Genomic DNA, 17,916 nt, shown 5'->3' with positions numbered 1-17,916 from the left:
GGCCTCGGCCGGTCGCGCCGGCTGCGGCGCGGGGGCCGCGCCGCCCGGCGCCCGGATCAGCGGCACGCCGCGCGGGAAGATCACCTCGCGCTCGGAATCCGGCAGCTCGATGCCGCCCTGGATGAGCGCGTTCTTGGCCAGCCGCATCAGCGCCGAGTTGATCTTGGCCGGCGAATAGGTGGTGCTGTCGAACCAGTAGTAGACGCGGAGATTGACCGTCGCCGCGCCGAGCTCGTCGATCAGCACCAGCGGCTCCGGCGCATCCAGCACGGCGGGATGGTTGGCGAGCACCTCGGCGATCAGCGCCTGGGCGCGGGTCGCGGGCGAATCATAGGCGATGCCGACGGTGAACTCGGCACGGCGGCTCGGGATGCTGCTGTAGTTGCGGATCGTGCTCTTGAACACGGTGGCATTCGGAATCTGCACGTGGTTGCCGTCGAGCGTCAGCAGCACGGTGCTGCGCGTGTTCAGGTTCTGCACCACGCCGGTTTCGCCGGCCACCTCGATCAGGTCGCCGGTGCGGAACGGGTTGCGCATGCTGAGCAGCAGGCTCGCCAGCAGGTTCTCCGCGATGTCGCGGAAGGCGAAGCCGATGATGATGCCGATCAGGCCGGTGCCGCCGAGCACGGTGATGGCGAGCCGGGTCAGCCCCGCCACCTGCAGCACGAAATAGATGCCGAGCACGAAGACCGGCACGGCGGCGGCGCGCACCAGCGCGGTGAGGAGGAGCGGGGAGGCGATGCGGGGCGCGAGCAGGCGGCGCGCGGCGAGCGTCACGCCCTTCGCGGCGCCCCAGGTGGCCGCGATGATGACGAGCGCGAGGATGGCGACCGGCCAGGCCTGCAGCAGCCAGCGCCAGACCTTGGCGAGCTCGCCGCCGGCGCGCTCGAAAGTGGAGCGGACATCGGCCTCGACCTCGATCCGGTTGACCACGGCGATCACCGCCTCGGTGTTCTCGGCGAGGCTCGTCGCCCAGCGGCGATGCTCCGGCGCGGTGGTGGTGCCGTCGAGGAAGGCGATGCCCTCGCGCACGCCGACGCGCGGGGCCGTGAACCAGCCGCTGGCTTCGAGGATGCGCTGCAGGCGGGCGGCGATCTCCGCATCGGCCGCGACCGGCGTGACGGCGACGGGGCGCTGCGGCGCCGGCATTTCCGTATCTGCAGCCGGGGCGGTGGGGAGCTCGTCGGCGGCGCGCGCGGGCCGCGCGGTGCTGAGCGCCGCCGCCAGCAGCGCCGCCAGGATCAGGAGCAGAAGGGGGAGTGGCGCCGCCCGCGCGCGGGATGCCTCGCTTCGCCGCATCTGGCGCAACGCCTCGGGGCGGGGAACGTTCCGCGCCGCGCGGCCGGCTTCGGTGCTAGAATCCGGCATCGGGAGCATCGCCATGAGCCCGCTGCCGCACGCGCTGCTGGTCCTCGCCATCTATCTCGTGCCGTTCCTCGTGCTCGGCTGGCTGGCGAAGCGCTGGCTCGGGCGGTGGATGGAGAGCCGCGGCGTCGATCTCGGTCAGTACCGCGCCGATCAAGGGCCGAACCGGCGCCCGCGCGATGCCTTTCTGCTGGGGGCGTGGCGCAAGGAAGATCCGTGAGCGGGGGCTTGCGCGCCTCCCGGCGGCGCTGCAAGAGATCACCCGCATGTGCAATCTCTACTCCGTCACCAAGGGCCAGCAGGCGATCCGCGACTTCACCCGCGCGGTGGTCGACAAGACCGGCAACCTGCCGCCCTTGCCCGGCGTGTTTCCCGACTACGCCGCGCCGATCGTGCGAAATATCGGTGAGGACCGAGAGCTCGCGATGGCGCGCTGGGGCATGCCCTCGCCGGTCTTCGCGCTGAAGGGGCGCAATTCCGATCCCGGCGTCACCAATGTGCGCAACACCGCCTCGCCGCATTGGCGACGCTGGCTGGGCGTGGAGAGCCGCTGCGTGGTGCCGTTCACCAGCTTCAGCGAGCCGGAGCCGCAGGCCGACGGCTCGCGCCCGCCGGCCTGGTTCGCGCTCGGGCCGGACCGGCCGCTCGCGGTGTTCGCCGGCATCTGGGTCGGCGGTTGGAAATCAGTGCGCAAGGTGAAGGAGGGCGAGACGGTGAACGACCTCTTCGCCTTCCTCACCTGCGAGCCCAACAAGGAGGTCGGCGCCATCCATCCGAAGGCGATGCCGGTGATCCTGACCACGCCCGAGGAGATCGAGCAGTGGATGAGGGCGCCGGCGGCTGAGGCGCTGAAGCTGCAGCGCCCGCTGGCGGATGGCGCGTTGCAGATCGTCGCGCGCGGCAAGAAAGAGGATGCGGGCGACGGCATCGCCAGCGCGGGCCCGAAGCAGCGCGACCTGTTCGGTTCGGGCTAGCGCGGCCCGGGCCGGGTCACCTCATGGTCGCGGCTCGGTCACGGGCCGGGGCGGAACGCTGGTGCTGGCGCGGCGGTTGGTTCCACATGCCCGTACCGATCCTGCACGACCCGGAGCTCTGCGAGACGCGCTCGGCCGAAGCGCGCGCGCTCGCCGCCGAAGCGGCGGATGCGGAGCTGCGCGACATCATGGTGGCGCTGGCCGAGGAATACGAGGCGATGGCGAAGGAAGTCGCCGGATCCTGACCGCTGCGCGCCGCCCTCAGGCCGCGACGGCGGTGCCGTGCGGCAACGGCGGCGCGGCGCCGCGGCTCGCGCGCAAGGTGGCCGACGGCGTCTCGCCATAGGCGGCGAGATAATCCTTGCTGAACCGGCTGAGATCGCCGAACCCGCAATCGAGCGCCACGTCGGTGACGGTGCGGTCCGGCGCACCGTCGCGGAGCAGGCGCCGCGCATGGCCGAGCCGCACGCGCTTCAGGAATTCCTTCGGCGAATATCCGCGATGCTGCTGGAAGCTGCGGAACATGCTGCGGGCGCTGGTGCCGGCGGCATCGGCGATGTCCTCGATGCTGAGCGGCTCCCGCCAATGCGCCTCGATATAGCTCTCGACACGCCGGACCTGCCAGGGCGCCGCGGCCTGCGTGTCGTGTTCCAGCAACCCGCGCTGACTGTGATTGGCGGTGCAGAGCAGGGCGACGAGAAAGGATTGCTCGATCTCGCCGAGCACCGTGGCGGCCAAGGGGCCTTGCAGGTCGCCGGCCGCGGCGGCCATGCACATCATGACGTTGCGCAGGTTGCGCCCGGCCGGCGTTTCGAGATCGATCTCCGGCGCGAATTCCAGGCGACCCGCGGCTGCCTCGCCGGTCAGCGCGGTGAGCTTGCGCACCAACAGGTCGTGGGGCAGGCGCAGCGCGAACTGCTCATAGGCTTCGCCGAACTCGATGGTGGCCGCGGCGCGGGACAGGCAGGCGCGCGACGTGTCGAGCACGATCTGGTCGCCACCGGCGGTGACGCGCGCCGTGCCCTTAAGCGGCATCTGAACGCGCACATAGTCGCTCTCGAGAAAACGCAAGGTGAGGGGCAGACCGTAGGAGCAGCCCCAGAGCTGGCCATGCGGCAGGCCGCGCAGGCTGGCCCGCGCGTCCAGTTCGGCTGACCGTTCCGGCAACACCACCGCCCGCGCGGCGAGGCGCGTCTCCACCGCCTCGCACAGCGCCTCCGCCGATCCTGCCTGAAAGGCGAGGTGGCTGTTGAACCACGGCATCGCTCTTGCGCTCCACTCGACATCAATTGCATACAATTCTTCACGCGGTAAGTTAATCTGACGTAAATGAGGGTAAGTATTGGCGTTACTATGAACATTCATGATGAACAACTACAGAGACAATCTTCGAAAAAATTGATGCGAATTGGTTCGGTTTTTGGCAGCGCCGGCCAAACGGTGGCGGGATTGGTCTAGCGATGGATTTGAGCCGCTCTTAGGTACGGGGCGCAAGTTGAGGTCAGCCGGCGGCCTGTACCAAGCATCGCGAAGAAAGTCGGCATTACAACTTCTGGAGCGCGAGGAGCGAACAATGTTGCGAGTGCACAAAAATCAGCCCCCAGCGGCGGCGCAGGTCGACGGGAGGGCGGCATGACCAAGTACATGGTCGCGCCGACCGGCCGGGAACGCACCTTCGGCGAGGACGAGATCATCGTCAGCAAGACCGACACCAGCGGACGCCTGCTCTATGTGAACGACGTGTTCTGCCGCGTCGGCCTCTATACCGAGAGCGAGCTGATCGGCCAGCCGCACAGCATCGTGCGGCATCCGGACATGCCGCGCGCGGTGTTCAAGCTGCTCTGGGACACCATCCAGAAGGGCGAGGAGCTCTTCGCCTATGTGAAGAACATGGCGAAGAACGGCGACCACTACTGGGTGCTCGCCCATGTGACGCCGAGCTATGACGGCTCCGGCCGCATCATTGGCTTCCACTCGAACCGGCGGGTGCCCGAGCGGTCGGCGCTGGCGGTGATCGAGCCGGTCTATCAGCAATTGCTGGCCGAGGAGAACCGGCACGCCAACCGCAAGGACGGCCTCGCCGCGGCGGAGCAGATGCTGGCCGAGTTCCTGCGCTCGCAGAACACAGAATACGACCGCTTCATCTTCGCCACCCTGAAGGCGGCCTGAGGACCGAGGGTCCCGCCGCACGACAAGAAAAACAGAGAGAGGGCTACCATGTTCAAGCGCATTGCCGCCGGCGCGGGCGAAGACCTGCGCGCGCGGCTGGAACGGTGCGAGAGCGAGCTTGCGTTGCACCGCGAGATTCTTGCCGTTGCCGGCGATGTCTGCGGCAAGGCCGCCAAGGGCGACCTGCAGGCGCGCGTCGTCGAGACCGAGAAGTTCGGCGAGCAGGGCGCGGTGCTGATCGCGATCAACCGCTTGCTCGACCAGACCGACGCCTTCGTCCGCGAGTCCGGTGCCTCGCTCCGCTATGCGAGCCAGGGCAAGTTCTACCGCGCCTTCCTGGTGCGCGGCATGCTCGGCGACTTCCGCCGCGGCGCCGGCATCATCAACGATGCGCGGCAATCGATGCAGCAGCGCACCGAGGAGGCCGCCGCCGCCGCGGTGAAGCGCCGCGAGCTGGAGCAGGCGGAGCAGGCGCGCGTGCTGGACGAGGCCAAGGCACGCCAGGCCCGCGCCGATCGCATCGGCAGCGTCGTCGCGAGGTTCGAAGAGGGGGCAGAGCAGGCGACCGGCACCCTGGTGGCCGCTGCCGCGCAGCTCCGCTCCACCGCCGACGTCATGGTGGGCAATGCCGACCGCTCCGCCCGGCAGGCGACCACGGTCGCCGCCGCCGCGGAGCAGGCGACCGCCAATGTGCAGACCGTGGCCGCGGCGGCCGAGGAGCTGTCGAGCTCGATCCGCGAGATCAGTCGCCAGGTGAACCAGTCCTCGACGGTGGCCGGCGAAGCGGCGACGGCGGCGCAGAACACCGACCGCACGGTCGGCCAGCTCGCCGAAGCCGCGCGCCGCATCGGCGACGTGGTGCAGCTGATCGCCAATATCGCGAGCCAGACCAACCTGCTCGCGCTCAACGCCACGATCGAGGCGGCGCGCGCCGGGGAGGCCGGCAAGGGCTTCGCCGTGGTGGCGAGCGAGGTCAAGGCGCTGGCCAACCAGACGGCGAAGGCGACCGGCGAGATCAGCCAGCAGATCGGCGCGATCCAGGAGGCGACCACGGTGTCGGTCGGCGCCATCCAGGGGATCGTCAAGACGATCGGCGACATCAACACGATCTCGACCTCGATCGCCTCGGCGGTGGAGGAGCAGGGCGCCGCGACGGGGGAGATCGCGCGCAACGTGCAGGAAGCGGCCAGCGGCACGCAGGAGGTCTCGCGCAGCATCGGCGACGTCTCCGCCGCCGCCAGTGAATCCGGCGCCGCCGCCAAGGAGCTGCTCGGCTCCGCCGCGGATCTCGAGAAGGTGTCCTCCACCCTGCGCCAGCACATCCAGCAGTTCCTGCAGGACGTGCGCGCGGCCTAGACATCCCGCCGAAGGACCCGAAGACCGGCGCCCGTGCCGGCCTTCGGGCGGCCCGGAGGTGCTATGGTGCGGAGCGAATCCGCCCCTCAGCGGCGGAGCGCGCATGTTCCGCCCAGCCTCGGCCGTCTCCGCCCGCCTCATGCTCAACACTCTGCCGCCCGACTTCTGGCGCCTGTGGTCGGTCGGGCTGATCGCCAGCGTGGTGCGCTGGGTCGAGATGGTCGCGGTCGGCGTGGTGGTCTACGACCGCACCGGCTCCGCGTTCACCGTCGCGCTGATCACCATGCTGCGCATGCTGCCGATGGGCCTGTTCGGCGCCTTCGTCGGCACCTTGGCCGACCGGTTCGACCGGCGCCGGTCGCTCGCCGCCGTGACCCTTCTGCTGGCCCTGACCTCGGGCGTACTCGCCGCGATCGCCGCCGCCGGCGCGCTCGAGGTCTGGCATCTCGCGGTGGCGAGCCTGATCAACGGCATCGGCTGGGTGATCGACATTCCGGTGCGGCGCATGCTGATGGGCGAGAGCGTCGGCCGCGAGCGCATGGGCCAGGCGATGGCGCTCGACATCGTCGCCAGCAATGCGAGCCGCATGGTGGGGCCGGCGCTGGGCGGCTTCCTGTTGGCCGGCGCCGGCATCGAGGGCGCCTTCGGCATGGGCGCGCTGATGTATGTCGCGGCGATCATCGCGACGCTCTCGATCGAGGCGCGGATCGCACCGGCCGCGGCGGCGGGTGCGGTGCTGGCGCGCACCATCGAGAGCTTCAGGATCGCGCTGGCCGACCGGCGCATCGCGGCGACGCTCAGCGTGACGGTGATCTTCAATCTGTTCGGCTGGCCGTTCACCAGCATGATCCCGGTGATCGGGCGCGACCAGCTCGGGCTCGGGCCGGAGGGCGTCGGCATCCTGACCAGCGTCGACGGCGTCGGCGCCTGCATCGGCGCGCTCGCGCTCGCTTGGGCCTTGACGCCGCGCTGGCACCGGGCCGGCTATGTCGGCGGCGTCGCGCTCTATCTCACGGCGCTGGCCGCCTTCGCGCTGTCGCCGGCGCCGCTGCCGGCCGGCCTCGCGCTGATCGTCACCGGGATCGGCGGCGCCGGCTTCGCCACCTTGCAGACCACCATCGTCTATCTCGCCGCGCCGGTGGAGCTGCGCTCGCGCATGCTGGGCGTGCTCTCGGTCTGCATCGGCACCGGGCCGCTCGGCTTCCTCTGGCTCGGCTGGCTGGCGGACCGGATCGGCGCGCCGGAAGCGGTCGCGGTCACCGGCGGCCTCGGACTGACGGCGCTCGCGCTGACCTTTCCGCTCTGGCGGCGCATCTGAGCGCGGCCAAGCTCGACCACATTTCTCACAGCGCCCCAGCGTGGCCGTTGCAGATGGGGCGCAACTTGCCGGTGCGCGGCAGGTTGATTCCCGACACTGATCTTGCGGCACGGCGAGCCGGACAGGAGGAGTTGTGGAGGAAGGGTGCGCGTCGCCGCCGCCGCTCGTGATGATCGTCGAGGACAGCGCCGTCGTGGCGCTCGACCTCGAATTCACGCTGCTCGATGCGGGCTATCGCGTGCTGGGGCCGGCACCCACCTTGGCGCGCGGGCTGGAATTGCTGCTGACGGCGCGGCCCGATTTCGCGGTGCTGGATTTCGACCTGGGCGGCGAGCCGGTGACCTCGATCGCGCTGCGGTTGCGCGCCATGCGGGTGCCCTTCGTGCTGGCCAGCGCGCATCCCAAGCTCGATGACGACGGCGCCGCGGCGGCGCTGCGCGGCGTGACCAATCTCGGCAAGCCGCTTCGCCATCGCGCCCTGCTCGACACCATCGCGGCCGCGGTACGACAATGAAGTGACGACATTGACCCAGGGGGATCCGGAACCTCGCGGCGCCCGGGCGGTTACCTGGGCCTATGTCGCAATCCTCGCTGCTCGATCCCGAATATTGCCTGCACCGGGCGGCCGAGGTGCGCAAGCTGGCGGAGGAATTCGCCGATGAGAAGCTGCGCGAGATTCTGCTGCAGATGGCGGAATCCTACGAGGCGATGGCGGCGCTGCTGTTGCGCGAGTAACGGCTGGTACGGTCGCGCCACGATTTCCGTGGTTCAGGGCAGCGGGATGACCCCGATTTCGATCAGCCAGAAGCCGTAAGGGATGAGCGAGGTCACGATCAGAATCCAGCCGAACTCCACCTTCGAGCGGAAGGTGCGCGCCCATTCCGGGTTCTTGCGGTCGTACCAGATCGAGACCACCTTGCCGGGCTCGCTCGGGAATTCGCCCTCGTTGGTGTAGTCGCGGCCGCCGGCGCGGAAAGTGTAGCGCGTCTTCCAGGCGACGTGCTTGCGCTGGCGGAACCGGCCGTCCGAGCCCTGGCCCTCGTTGATCATCGTCACCACCTTCTCGGTCGACAGCACGGTGGCGAAGGCCCGGCGCGAGCGGGTGCGGAAGCGGAGATCGTCGAAGACGATCCAGAGCCCGAGGCCGAGCAGCACCGAGCCGAAGATGAACATCGCCGAATCCATCCGCGCCCCCTCGCGCGGGTCATCCGGCTAGAGCAGTTCCTCCGCCAGCAGGCGCGCCGCCGCGGGCGTGCGCACGCCGACGATCATGGTGCCGACATGGCCTTGCCCATGCGCCGCCTTCCAGGCGCCGAGCCGGTCCTTGATGCGCGCCGCCGGGCCGACCAGGGCGACGTCGTCGACCAGCTGGTCCGGCACTGCCGCCACCGCCTCGCGCTTCTGGCCGCCGAGGAAGAGATCCTGGATCTGCTTCGCGGCGTCGTGTCGCCGATCTGGATGAGCTTCAGCGCGGCGAGGAATGTCATCGCCCCGCGCATCGCGACCCCAGGCAAGTCGGGCCTGTAGGGGCCATACAACAGAACCTTGGGCTCGATGCTGATCGCCAATCTCGCCATCGCATCTTTGATCGCGCTGTTTGCCGACGAGATCCTGAACTGGCTGCACGGCGCTGTCGCGTCGATCATCGGGATGAGCTTCGTGCGCGGCGCTTTCCAAAATGTATGTGCTGCGCCTCCATGTCGGGCTGAGGCCGGCTTACGTCGTCTAGGCGATGCCGGTCATTTCATTTCGGGCGCAGCGCGCTTGCCTTCTGCTCGACCGGGTCGATGATTCGGGTCCCGAGCGCGGCGGTGACATCGTCGACGTCCTTGTACTGATAGGTTTCGAGTACCCAGGGATAGCGCTTGAAATGCTCGAACATGCTGTACTCGTCGGAACCGGCTTTCAGGATCGGCTGTACCGGCACGGAGGGCAGGTTGGGTACGATCTGCGACAGCTCCTGCGGGATGCTCTTGGCTTCGGTGATATCGGCGATGACGAAGCGCGACATGTTGGCGAGCAGCGATACCGTCTCCGTGATGTCGCGCTTCCCTGGCTTCTCGAAGTCGAAGACGACAGGGGTGTAGTTGCGGGCCTTCAGCTCGGCGCGGATCGTATCCAGGATCTGCTTTCGCGGCGGCGTGAACCGGCCGAGGATCAGCACGACCTTCTCGGTCAGGCTGTCGATCGCATCGTGCAGCTTGGTGTTGTCCAGCAGCAGGAAGATGAACGGGGCCATCTCGAGATTGTCGGTCGTCACTTCCGGCTGTCCCGGTGGCGTCACGATCAGGCCCGATTGCCGCGCTCCGCTCAGCCGCAGCCGCCAGGCCGAGATGCCGTAGACCCGGCTGCCTTCGAGATTCGCGTTCTCGAGATTGGTGCCGACCAGCCTCGCATGGCTGAGATCGGCGCCGCGGAGATCGGCGCCGCTGAGGTCGGCGTTGCGCAGATCCATCCCCGAAAGGTCGGCGCCCTTGAGGTCGCATTGCGCGCAGTGCCGCGTGTCGCGCAGCTTGGCAAGGGCAGATTCGCTGAACGCAAGGCAGTATTCCGGTAGAGAAACCGCCACCATCGCGGAAATGATCGCTGTAAGAAGCCGCATCACTCCCCCTTGATCGCATTCTGCGATCGGATGAATTGGCCGATGCATGCGGTCGAATTGTGGATCAGACCGACCTTATTGCCAAAAGACTAGCATAGCTAATGCTAGCGACCGGTGAGCTTTAAAGTTAGACTGACAAAAAAGCGGACGTGCGTCGGCTCACGGCCGACTTGGGGGGGCGTTCATGAGAATGTACCGCGAAGCTCTTGCCGTCCTTTTTTGCGGACTTATGGCGGCCTCCTGCAGCAGCGTCGAAGACGTGCTTCGCGCGGAGCAGATCGATCTGTCGAGGGAGGGCAAGCGGATCATCTCGACGACGTCGGGCAAGCGTCACACCATCATCTCCGACCGCAGCGGGCGGACGGTCGTTTGCACGGAACCGCCTCCCGACGCCGCCACCAGCGCCGATGTGGATGTCGATTTCTCTCTTACCCTCGTCAACCTGGGCGGTCAGGACAAGGGGGACGACGACCAGGATGTCGAGCAGGACGGGCTGGGCGGGCGATCAGCGAACGTGCTGATGGTTCGCGACCTGCTCTATCGGACCTGCGAGCTGTTCATGAACTCGAACTTCACCGACGACCAGAAGGCCGGGCTGTTCCGCGAAGTGCTGAGAACGATCGAACGTATCGGTCCGGCGCAAGTCCAGCAGGGCACGCCACCGGGACAGCGCGCACCGGTCACCCTGCCGGCGGCGACCGTTTCGGACACGTCCGGCGGCGACGGAAAGTCGCGCTCCAAAGGCAAGAGCGATCGCTCTGGCGGCGGCAGCGCGGCGCAAGCCTGTGCGTCCAGCCCCGAGGGAAGCGATTGCAGCGACTATTGCTCGAAGAATTCGAGCGCAACGATCTGCACTGCGCTCTGCGCTTCCACCGGCGACCTTTACGGGTGGTGCGGAAACTAACGACAGGGGGGCGTCATGCTTGCCGCGAAGCCCCGGGTGCTACTCTACCTTGCCGTGTCGGCCTGCGGCTGGCCGCTGTCAGCCGCGGCGGAGAGCCGGTCGTCGGCGGCGGTACCTCACGTCGTTTCAAGCGATGCGCCGGCGGCAACATCCGGCATCGGGCCCGCACGGCCGCAGTTTGCTCAGTCGCCGCCGATACCGTCCGGGCTTCGCGAGCCCAGTCGCGGGCGCGGCGTGGCCGCTGCGCGGGATGCTGGTGAGCCGGACGAGCTGGCGGAAATCAGATCCGCGCTGGCGCGCATCCCTGCGCTGAAATCACTGAAGCTCGTGAACCTGCATAGCGGACCGGACGGGTACAGCGCGTCGCTCGGAGAGAGCGGCCTGGCCGTCGTGATCTTTCCGGCCAAAAGTGGCGCCCAGGGGCCGGTTTCGAGCGCGCGACAGGAGACGCCTGCGGCCGAAAGGGGTGCTCCCGACGGACCGCGCGCAATCGCCGCCGAGCGGCACCCGAGCCAGAACGCGGCTCCACTGAGCCAGGAAGCGCTGCGCGAGCGGGCGAGGCGCGCGATCGAAGCGCGCCGGCAACATGCGGAGGATGCGTTCGATGCCGCGAAACACGAGGCGCGCAAGGATAGACAGCGCGCGCTGAAGCCAGCCGATCCGCACCATCTGCACCCGCTTCAGGGCAACTCCATTGCCGGCGACCTCACAGCGGGCGCTCACCGGGCAATCGAAGCGGGCCGCGCGGCGCATCCGGATGCCGCATCGTTGACGCGCGAGGAGCTGCGAGAGCGTGCGCTGCGCGCCATCGAGGCGCGCCGACAACATGCGACGGCGCTGGGGCCGTCGATGGCGCGTGCCACCGATCATTCCGCCCGCAGCGCTGTCGAGGTGAGCCCGCTGCATCCGCGGAATCCCGCACCGTCGGCGCTCCAGCCGCATCCGGCGCCCGTCCCAGAGTCCAAGCCAGGCCGCAAGGCACCGACAGCGGATGCAGGGCACCCCGCCGGGCCCAAACCGGCCGGACAGGGCGGGAGCTGGAATCTGGCGTTCTCGCGCGGCAGCTTCTCCTTTGCCCAGGTGGCCCAAGGCCGGTTCGGCGGGCTGGAAGACGTGCACTTGAAATCGTCGGGTATCGTCGTCGCCGAAGTCGACAACGACATCCACATCACGAGCCTTCCGAAGGCACTTCAACCCGCCGTGCGGGCATTCGCCAACAAGGAAGGCGCGATCGTCCTCAAACAGGGCGTCAACTTCTTCGCGGAAGTCGAACGGTTCACCGGAACCCTTCTGGCGTTCGAGCAGGCCTTTGGCATCAAGCCCGGCCCGATCCGGATCGACGGATCGGTGGGCGGCGATTTCGTTCGCCACTTCGCGGACGGCAAGGCGGCCTCCACCTCGAAGGATATCAACGACATCCGCGTCCGGATCAATCTTCCCGGGCTCGCGCCGACGTCGCTGGCGGGGGTCGTCGATTCCGGACCGGCCGAGCTGCGCTTCCAGGCCAAGGCCGGCAAGATCGAAGGCAGCGGAACGACCGTCATGCACATTCAGCTGGCGGGCCGGCAGGGTGCGGTCGACACCACCATGTCGTTCCGGGACCAGCCCGCCATCGGCGAGGATTTCGTTTCGATCGGCGGACGGCTGCCCAAGCCGTCGGATCTGCTGCCGACGGTGCCGAACCTGGAGGTGAGCCGCCTCGCGGTCGATTTCGGCATCGCCAGGCTGGCGGACAACAAGACCGAAGCCCGATTCGATCTGGCGGGCGCGGCGGCCTTCAAGCGCAAGCCGGTGACGCTGAAGGGGAGGTTCATACGCGACGACGACAAGAAGCCGTTCATCGAGGTCGCGATCTCGAGTGCCACCCTCTCGATCGCCGATTTCGTCCCCGGGTCGGTCGACCTGCCCGGGCTGGATGCCGTCAAGGTGACGGAAGCTCGCCTGCGGAACGACTTCCTGTCGCTGACCGCACGCTTCAGGGCCGAGGACACCACCGTCTACCTGTTCGCCTCCCAGGGCAGGAAAGTGCCGAACATCCTGGTGGTCCACGACCGGTTCAGGTTCTCCGACTATGTGCCTCTGCTCAAGGGAACGCCGATCGACGACCTCGGCCATGTCGACAACGCGATGTTCCTTTACGTGCCGAAGGAAGGCACTGCCGGCGACGGGGGCGCGCGATCGATTTCGTTCGCCGATCTGCCGAAGCCCGTCATTCCGAAGTTCACGTTTGCGCATGGCGGCGGGACAGGGAAGGTGGACCTGAAGGCCGGCCTGAATTTCTTCGGTCATCTCGACCTGCAGAGCCCGGGCGGCGCCAACGCAATGTTCGAGAAGCTCGGCTTCGGCGGCCTGGGACAGGGAAAGCTGCCGCTGAGCGGTGCCATCGATCCGGCGGTGCTGCGTCCGGCGCGGGATCAGGCGAAGCAGATTGCCGTCCAGATCATCGAATCGATCGACATCACGGCGCCGATGCCGGCGTTCAAGCCGGCACACCTGCCGAGCGGAATGGAGTTCAAGCGCGCCGTCTTCTCCCTCAAAGGCGAGAAGGAGCCGAGCCAGCCAGATCATGCCCGCGTCGATGTCGGCATCAAGGGCGATCTCATTCTGACCATTCGCGGATCGCCGCTCGACCTGGCCGGCGGCATCGAAGTCGACAAGGAAATCGGCGGCGCGGCGAAGGCGCTCAAGTTCGCCGCATCCGCCAAGCACGATTGGCAGCATCCGCTGGGGCTGCAATGGCTATCGCTCAAGGAGATCGAGATCAGCGCCGATCTCGAGGAGAGCAGTCAGAAATCCAAGGCCCTGGACTTCAAGATCGACGCCAAGGCCTCGATCAACGGAAAGGCGCCGATCAAGACGGAGGCGGAGCTGATCGTCGCAGACGGCAAGATCGAGGACATCGTGTTTCGCCTGCCCAGCCGGATCGATGTCAGCGATCTTCCGCATATCGGCAAGCTGCCGGGCGTCGATCAATTCGCATTCGCCAATCTTGCCGTCTCGACCAGGGAGTTGGCCGGCGACCTGACCTGGAAGCCGAAGAACGTCACGCAGAGGGCGGCGGTCTATTTCGGCGGGCCCGAGCGGGATCAGGTGACGCTGTTCTACTCGCTCGAAAGCTTCAGCCTGGGAAAGCTGATACCGCCGCTGGCGAAGACCGAGTTCGGCCGGATCGAGCTGCCGAAGCTGGTGCTGACGCTCAGCACGCATGCGATCACGCAGACCAATATCGGGCAGGTGCCGGAAGAGGTTCGCCGCATCATGGCGGTGGTCTCGACCGATCCGGGCTACCGCATGGAAGTCGCGCAGGGCGTCGGCATATTGGCGCCGCTCGACCCCAAGTCGCTCGGCGGCGACCTCAAGGCCGCGCTGACACGGTTGAGCATCACCGACCCCGTCGTGCTGGGCGGCGGCGTCGGCGGCATTCTCAGCGGCGTGCCGCGCTTGAACCTGAAGGCGAGATTGCCGCGGACACCGATCCCCAAGTCCCTGCCGCGATTCCTGAACCCGGCCAAGGATGTCGGCGGTGCATTCTATCTGGCCTATGGCGGTTCGGTCGTCGATCTCGGCATCGAGGTCGATGCCGAAATGGTGCTGGGCCTGGCTAATCGTCAGCCGAAGCTGGTGACGCTGCAGCTGGGTGTCGAACTCGGCGGTTCAGGCGGCGTCGGAATACGGACCTTGGGCTCCGTCAAGGGCACATGGCCGAATGCCATGGGAATGATCGGCCTCGACCTGGAGGAGGTCACGTTCAAGCTCGGCGTCGACGCGGATTCCGCCGTCGAGATCGGAATGAAGGCGCAGGAGGTCGTCGATGGCGACCGCATCGGATACGACATCCTGGTGGCGGCCATTCCCGAGGCGCTGACGCCGACCAAGCTCGCGTTTGCCTTCGACGCACAGGAGTTCGGGTTGAACACCTACCTGGCGATGGGCGAGGTCTATCTGAAGACCGCGTTGGCACAGCCGTTCTTCACGAAGCTGCTGGAGACGACGCTCCGGAAGCTGGGCGACAGGAAGGCCGCAGGCTCGGTCGAATGGTACGAGCAGAAGATCAGGAACGCGCCGAACATCAGCCAGCTGCTGCCGGTGGACCAACTGCCTGCGTTCCACTTCAAGAACATAAAGGCCAAGCTGGTCATGCCCGGATCGGGCGATCCGCAGCTCGACCTGGAGCCGGGCGTCGCGCTGGCCGGGCAGCTGTGGTTCGGCGGCCTCGATCTCGGTCGGGTCGATACCAGCTTGACCTTTACCGGCCTGAAGGCGGCTGGCGACCTTGACGTCAAACAGATCGGCCCGTTGAGGATCGATCGGGCGAAGGTCGACATCGATGCTTCCGTCGGGCTTGACCCGCATTTCAAGATCCTGGCCGATACTCGGCTGCTGGGCACGCGCCAGGACGTCGAGATCGTCGTGGAGAAGCAGGGACTGCGATTCCACAAGGTGGAGGATCTCGGTCAGATGGGAAAGCTGACCTGGGACGCGAAGACGGCCGGGACGGATCTCGCGCATCTTACGGACTTCACCATCGACGGCAGCTTCAGCTCGCATTTCGGGCCCTGGCTGGCCAATGAGATCGCCACTGAACTGCGCCCAGGGTCTCCCGGATTGACCCATGTCGCGTCGGATATCGAGGCCGCGAAACAGGCGGTGGATCGCATCAAGGCGCTCGCGGAGGCGCGCCGGAACTCCCTGTCGGCGGCGCAGCACGCCTTGGACGCTGTCAACCAGAAGGTGGCGAAACTGCCTGGAGGGCAGACTGCCCTCGATCTCGAACAGTGGCTGTTGAGCGAGCTGAACACGGCAAAGAGCCGAGTAGCGGAGGCCGAAAAGGCGCTGATCAAGGATGCCGAGATCGCGACCTATCAGGCCGCCTATGATGCCGCTCTAAAGGCGGAATCGGGCATCTTGAAGACGCTCGCCTCGCTGGTCGTGAATGCGGCGACAGTTCACGGCAGCCTGCGGGACGCCATGGCGGGAAAGCCCGTCAGGCTTCATCTGGATGCGTCCGTCTCCGGCCGTAGCTTCAAGTTCGATGTCGACCTTCCCCTGGCGCGTCCGAGCGACCTGAACATGGCGGGTATCGTTCAGGCGGCGTATCACGCCATCAAGTCGGACCTGTTCGGACAACGATCCTGAGTACTCTGGCGTTGGGTTAGTGTAACTGGGAGAAGCTGTCCACCGCGCGACGGGATTCGACGCGCTCGTGCGGACCGTCCGATTGGCGTCGGTGCAGAGACCTAAGGCAGCGGGATGACGCCGATCTCGATCAGCCAGAAGCCGTAAGGGATGAGCGAGGTCACGATCAGAATCCAGCCGAACTCCACCTTCGAGCGGAAGGTGCGCGCCCATTCCGGGTTCTTGCGGTCGTACCAGATCGAGACCACCTTGCCGGGCTCGCTCGGGAATTCGCCCTCGTTGGTGTAGTCGCGGCCGCCGGCGCGGAAAGTGTAGCGTGTCTTCCAGGCGACGTGCTCGCGCTGGCGGAACCGGCCGTCCGAGCCCTGGCCCTCGTTGATCATCGTCACCACCTTCTCGGTCGACAGCACGGTGGCGAAGGCCCGGCGCGAGCGGGTGCGGAAGCGGAGATCGTCGAAGACGATCCAGAGCCCGAGGCCGAGCAGCACCGAGCCGAAGATGAACATCGCCGAATCCATCCGCGCCCCCTCGCGCGGGTCATCCGGCTAGAGCAGTTCCTCCGCCAGCAGGCGCGCCGCCGCGGGCGTGCGCACGCCGACGATCATGGTGCCGACATGGCCTTGCCCATGCGCCGCCTTCCAGGCGCCGAGCCGGTCCTTGATGCGCGCCGCCGGGCCGACCAGGGCGACGTCGTCGACCAGCTGGTCCGGCACCGCGGCCACCGCCTCGCGCTTCTGGCCGCCGAGGAAGAGATCCTGGATCTGCTTGGCCGCGTCGGGATAGCCGAGCTGGATCGCGTAGTCGTTGTAGAAATTCTTGTCGCGCGCGCCCATGCCGCCGATATAAAGCGCCAGGTTCTGCTTCACTTGGTTGCGGCAGGCTTCGAGGTCGTCGCCCATGACGCAGTTGATGAAGGGCGCGACGTCAAAATTCTTCAGGCTCTTGCCGGGTGCCTTGGCGAAGCCTTCCTCGATCGCCGGCTTGAAGATGTCGAACCGCTCAGGATTCATCCATACGGGGAAGAAGCCGTCCGCCACCTCGGCGGCGAGGCGCACGCCCGCATGGGTGATCGCGGCGGTGTAGATCGGGATCTTCGGGTTGCCATGCAGGATCGATTTGAGGGGCTTGCCGAGGCCGGTGGTGCCCGGGCCGGTGTTCGGGATGTGGAAGCATTCGCCCTGGTAGTTGAGCGCGTCCTCGCGGGCCAGGATCTTGCGGATGACCTCGACATATTCGCGGGTGCGCGTGACCGGCTTCGGGTACGGCATGCCGTACCAGCCTTCGGCGACCTGCGGGCCGGAGGGGCCGACGCCGATCATGAAGCGCCCGCCGGACAGCTGGTCGAGCGTCATCGCGGTCATCGCCACCATCGAGGGCTGGCGCGCCGGGATCTGCATGATGGCCGTGCCGGCCTTGATCTTCCTGGTCTGCGCCAGGATCCAGGCGGCGGGCGTCACCGCGTCCGAGCCGTAGGCCTCCGCCGTCCATACGGAATCGAAGCCGAGCCGCTCCGCCTCCAGGATCTGCTCGATCGGCAGTTTCACCTCGGCGCCGGAATATCCGACGAGCATGCCGAGCTTCATGGGTCGCTTCCTTCCCTGAAATTGCGAGCCTGGTCAGGTCGCGCATGCTAGTGGATCGGCGCACCGGCCAGAAGCGGCGTTAAGCACGATTGCCGGATTCGACGGCCATCGGACGCTTGCACGGCCGCGCGGAACGTGGTGCTGTTCCGGCCAAGCGCGCCCCGGCAGCGGGGCGGAAGGTTAACGGGGAAACGCCGATGCAGCGCCAAGACAATGGGCCGCGCGAGGTCATGGTGCAGCGCGAGATCACCCGGTTATCACAGCCGCAGGCCTCGTCCTTGGAGCAACATGCCGCCATGGAAACGCCATCGCTCGACAAGACCCTCGAACGCGCCATGCAGTTCCACGTGGTGGCCCATGTGGCGACGCTGATGGCGCTGCACGACAACGACAAGCGCCTGCGCGCCGCCGCGATCAAGATGCGAAAGCGCGCCAACATGATGGCCGAGCACGGCCTGCGCGCGGCAGCACCGCTCAGCGCCGAGCGGTAACACTTCAGATCAGCTTCG

Annotated in this window: 19 protein-coding genes; 12 read left to right on the top strand and 7 right to left on the bottom strand. The window is 67.2% G+C overall.

Features of this window, described 5'->3' with window-relative positions; genetic code table 11:
• Nucleotides 1–1,368 (bottom strand): mechanosensitive ion channel domain-containing protein (locus DT074_RS22620; RefSeq protein ID WP_368744855.1); only part of this gene is annotated, 1,368 nt, incomplete at its 3' end.
• 13 nt (nucleotides 1,369–1,381) lie between these two features.
• On the opposite strand from DT074_RS22620, the gene DT074_RS22615 reads away from it, so the two are divergent.
• The 3 genes from DT074_RS22615 to DT074_RS28215 all read left to right on the top strand — a co-directional run bounded on the left by DT074_RS22615 (nucleotide 1,382) and on the right by DT074_RS28215 (nucleotide 2,584).
• A complete protein-coding gene (locus tag DT074_RS22615; RefSeq protein ID WP_119422136.1) occupies nucleotides 1,382–1,585 on the top strand; it encodes a hypothetical protein in 204 nt (67 codons plus the stop codon).
• Between the two features lie 46 nt (nucleotides 1,586–1,631).
• Entirely contained in the window at nucleotides 1,632–2,339 is a 708-nt protein-coding gene (locus DT074_RS22610) for an SOS response-associated peptidase (protein WP_119422135.1), read from the top strand.
• A gap of 86 nt (nucleotides 2,340–2,425) precedes the next feature.
• A complete protein-coding gene (locus DT074_RS28215) occupies nucleotides 2,426–2,584 on the top strand; it encodes a hypothetical protein (RefSeq protein ID WP_162915116.1) in 159 nt (52 codons plus the stop codon).
• A 16-nt stretch (nucleotides 2,585–2,600) separates the two neighbouring features.
• On the opposite strand, the gene DT074_RS22605 is transcribed toward DT074_RS28215, so the two are convergent.
• On the bottom strand, nucleotides 2,601–3,602 hold the full coding sequence (locus tag DT074_RS22605; protein ID WP_162915115.1) for a helix-turn-helix domain-containing protein: 1,002 nt from the start codon (nucleotides 3,600–3,602) through the stop codon (nucleotides 2,601–2,603).
• 369 nt (nucleotides 3,603–3,971) lie between these two features.
• On the opposite strand from DT074_RS22605, the gene DT074_RS22600 reads away from it, so the two are divergent.
• From DT074_RS22600 to DT074_RS28210, 5 genes are all read left to right on the top strand, one after another.
• Complete coding sequence (locus DT074_RS22600) at nucleotides 3,972–4,508, top strand: PAS domain-containing protein (protein ID WP_119422133.1); 537 nt, start codon at nucleotides 3,972–3,974, stop codon at nucleotides 4,506–4,508.
• A 48-nt stretch (nucleotides 4,509–4,556) separates the two neighbouring features.
• On the top strand, nucleotides 4,557–5,864 hold the full coding sequence (locus DT074_RS22595) for a methyl-accepting chemotaxis protein (protein WP_119422132.1): 1,308 nt from the start codon (nucleotides 4,557–4,559) through the stop codon (nucleotides 5,862–5,864).
• A gap of 103 nt (nucleotides 5,865–5,967) precedes the next feature.
• Nucleotides 5,968–7,182 carry an MFS transporter gene (locus tag DT074_RS22590; RefSeq protein ID WP_119422131.1) on the top strand — a complete coding sequence of 405 codons (1,215 nt, stop codon included), beginning with the start codon at nucleotides 5,968–5,970 and terminating at the stop codon, nucleotides 7,180–7,182.
• Between the two features lie 133 nt (nucleotides 7,183–7,315).
• Complete coding sequence (locus DT074_RS22585) at nucleotides 7,316–7,696, top strand: response regulator (protein ID WP_119422130.1); 381 nt, start codon at nucleotides 7,316–7,318, stop codon at nucleotides 7,694–7,696.
• Between the two features lie 62 nt (nucleotides 7,697–7,758).
• Nucleotides 7,759–7,917, top strand: coding sequence for a hypothetical protein (locus DT074_RS28210; RefSeq protein ID WP_162915114.1), 159 nt, complete (start codon nucleotides 7,759–7,761; stop codon nucleotides 7,915–7,917).
• Nucleotides 7,918–7,950: 33 nt separating this feature from the next.
• Here the strand turns inward: DT074_RS28210 and DT074_RS22580 are convergent, their stop codons facing one another.
• Nucleotides 7,951–8,367: a DUF3592 domain-containing protein gene (locus DT074_RS22580; RefSeq protein ID WP_119422129.1), complete on the bottom strand. Its 417-nt coding sequence runs from the start codon at nucleotides 8,365–8,367 to the stop codon at nucleotides 7,951–7,953.
• Between the two features lie 27 nt (nucleotides 8,368–8,394).
• Nucleotides 8,395–8,571: a hypothetical protein gene (locus DT074_RS28595; protein WP_368744854.1), complete on the bottom strand. Its 177-nt coding sequence runs from the start codon at nucleotides 8,569–8,571 to the stop codon at nucleotides 8,395–8,397.
• 165 nt (nucleotides 8,572–8,736) lie between these two features.
• Between DT074_RS28595 and DT074_RS28590 the strand changes: the two genes are divergently transcribed.
• Nucleotides 8,737–8,973: a hypothetical protein gene (locus tag DT074_RS28590; RefSeq protein ID WP_368744853.1), complete on the top strand. Its 237-nt coding sequence runs from the start codon at nucleotides 8,737–8,739 to the stop codon at nucleotides 8,971–8,973.
• Here the strand turns inward: DT074_RS28590 and DT074_RS22570 are convergent.
• The gene (locus tag DT074_RS22570; RefSeq protein WP_162915113.1) at nucleotides 8,927–9,784 is read right to left on the bottom strand and encodes a pentapeptide repeat-containing protein; all 858 of its coding nucleotides are present in this window, start codon (nucleotides 9,782–9,784) and stop codon (nucleotides 8,927–8,929) included. The genes DT074_RS28590 and DT074_RS22570 overlap by 47 nt on opposite strands.
• A 190-nt stretch (nucleotides 9,785–9,974) precedes the next feature.
• Between DT074_RS22570 and DT074_RS22565 the strand changes: the two genes are divergently transcribed.
• Nucleotides 9,975–10,688, top strand: coding sequence for a hypothetical protein (locus tag DT074_RS22565; protein WP_162915112.1), 714 nt, complete (start codon nucleotides 9,975–9,977; stop codon nucleotides 10,686–10,688).
• A gap of 15 nt (nucleotides 10,689–10,703) precedes the next feature.
• Nucleotides 10,704–15,824: a hypothetical protein gene (locus tag DT074_RS22555; protein ID WP_162915111.1), complete on the top strand. Its 5,121-nt coding sequence runs from the start codon at nucleotides 10,704–10,706 to the stop codon at nucleotides 15,822–15,824.
• A 101-nt stretch (nucleotides 15,825–15,925) separates the two neighbouring features.
• On the opposite strand, the gene DT074_RS22550 is transcribed toward DT074_RS22555, so the two are convergent.
• Together DT074_RS22550 and DT074_RS22545 are read right to left on the bottom strand one after the other, a co-directional pair.
• Nucleotides 15,926–16,342, bottom strand: coding sequence for a DUF3592 domain-containing protein (locus DT074_RS22550; protein ID WP_119422123.1), 417 nt, complete (start codon nucleotides 16,340–16,342; stop codon nucleotides 15,926–15,928).
• Between the two features lie 27 nt (nucleotides 16,343–16,369).
• Complete coding sequence (locus DT074_RS22545; RefSeq protein ID WP_119422122.1) at nucleotides 16,370–17,407, bottom strand: LLM class F420-dependent oxidoreductase; 1,038 nt, start codon at nucleotides 17,405–17,407, stop codon at nucleotides 16,370–16,372.
• Nucleotides 17,408–17,604: 197 nt separating this feature from the next.
• Between DT074_RS22545 and DT074_RS22540 the strand changes: the two genes are divergently transcribed.
• Nucleotides 17,605–17,898, top strand: a complete 294-nt coding sequence (locus DT074_RS22540) for a hypothetical protein (protein WP_119422121.1) — start codon at nucleotides 17,605–17,607, stop codon at nucleotides 17,896–17,898.
• The last annotated feature ends 18 nt before the right edge of the window (nucleotides 17,899–17,916 follow it).

It is taken from the genome of Desertibaculum subflavum (assembly GCA_003576705.1).
Taxonomy (GTDB): Bacteria; Pseudomonadota; Alphaproteobacteria; order Ferrovibrionales; family Ferrovibrionaceae; genus Desertibaculum; species Desertibaculum subflavum.
This window is presented reverse-complemented; position numbering and strand designations above follow the sequence as displayed.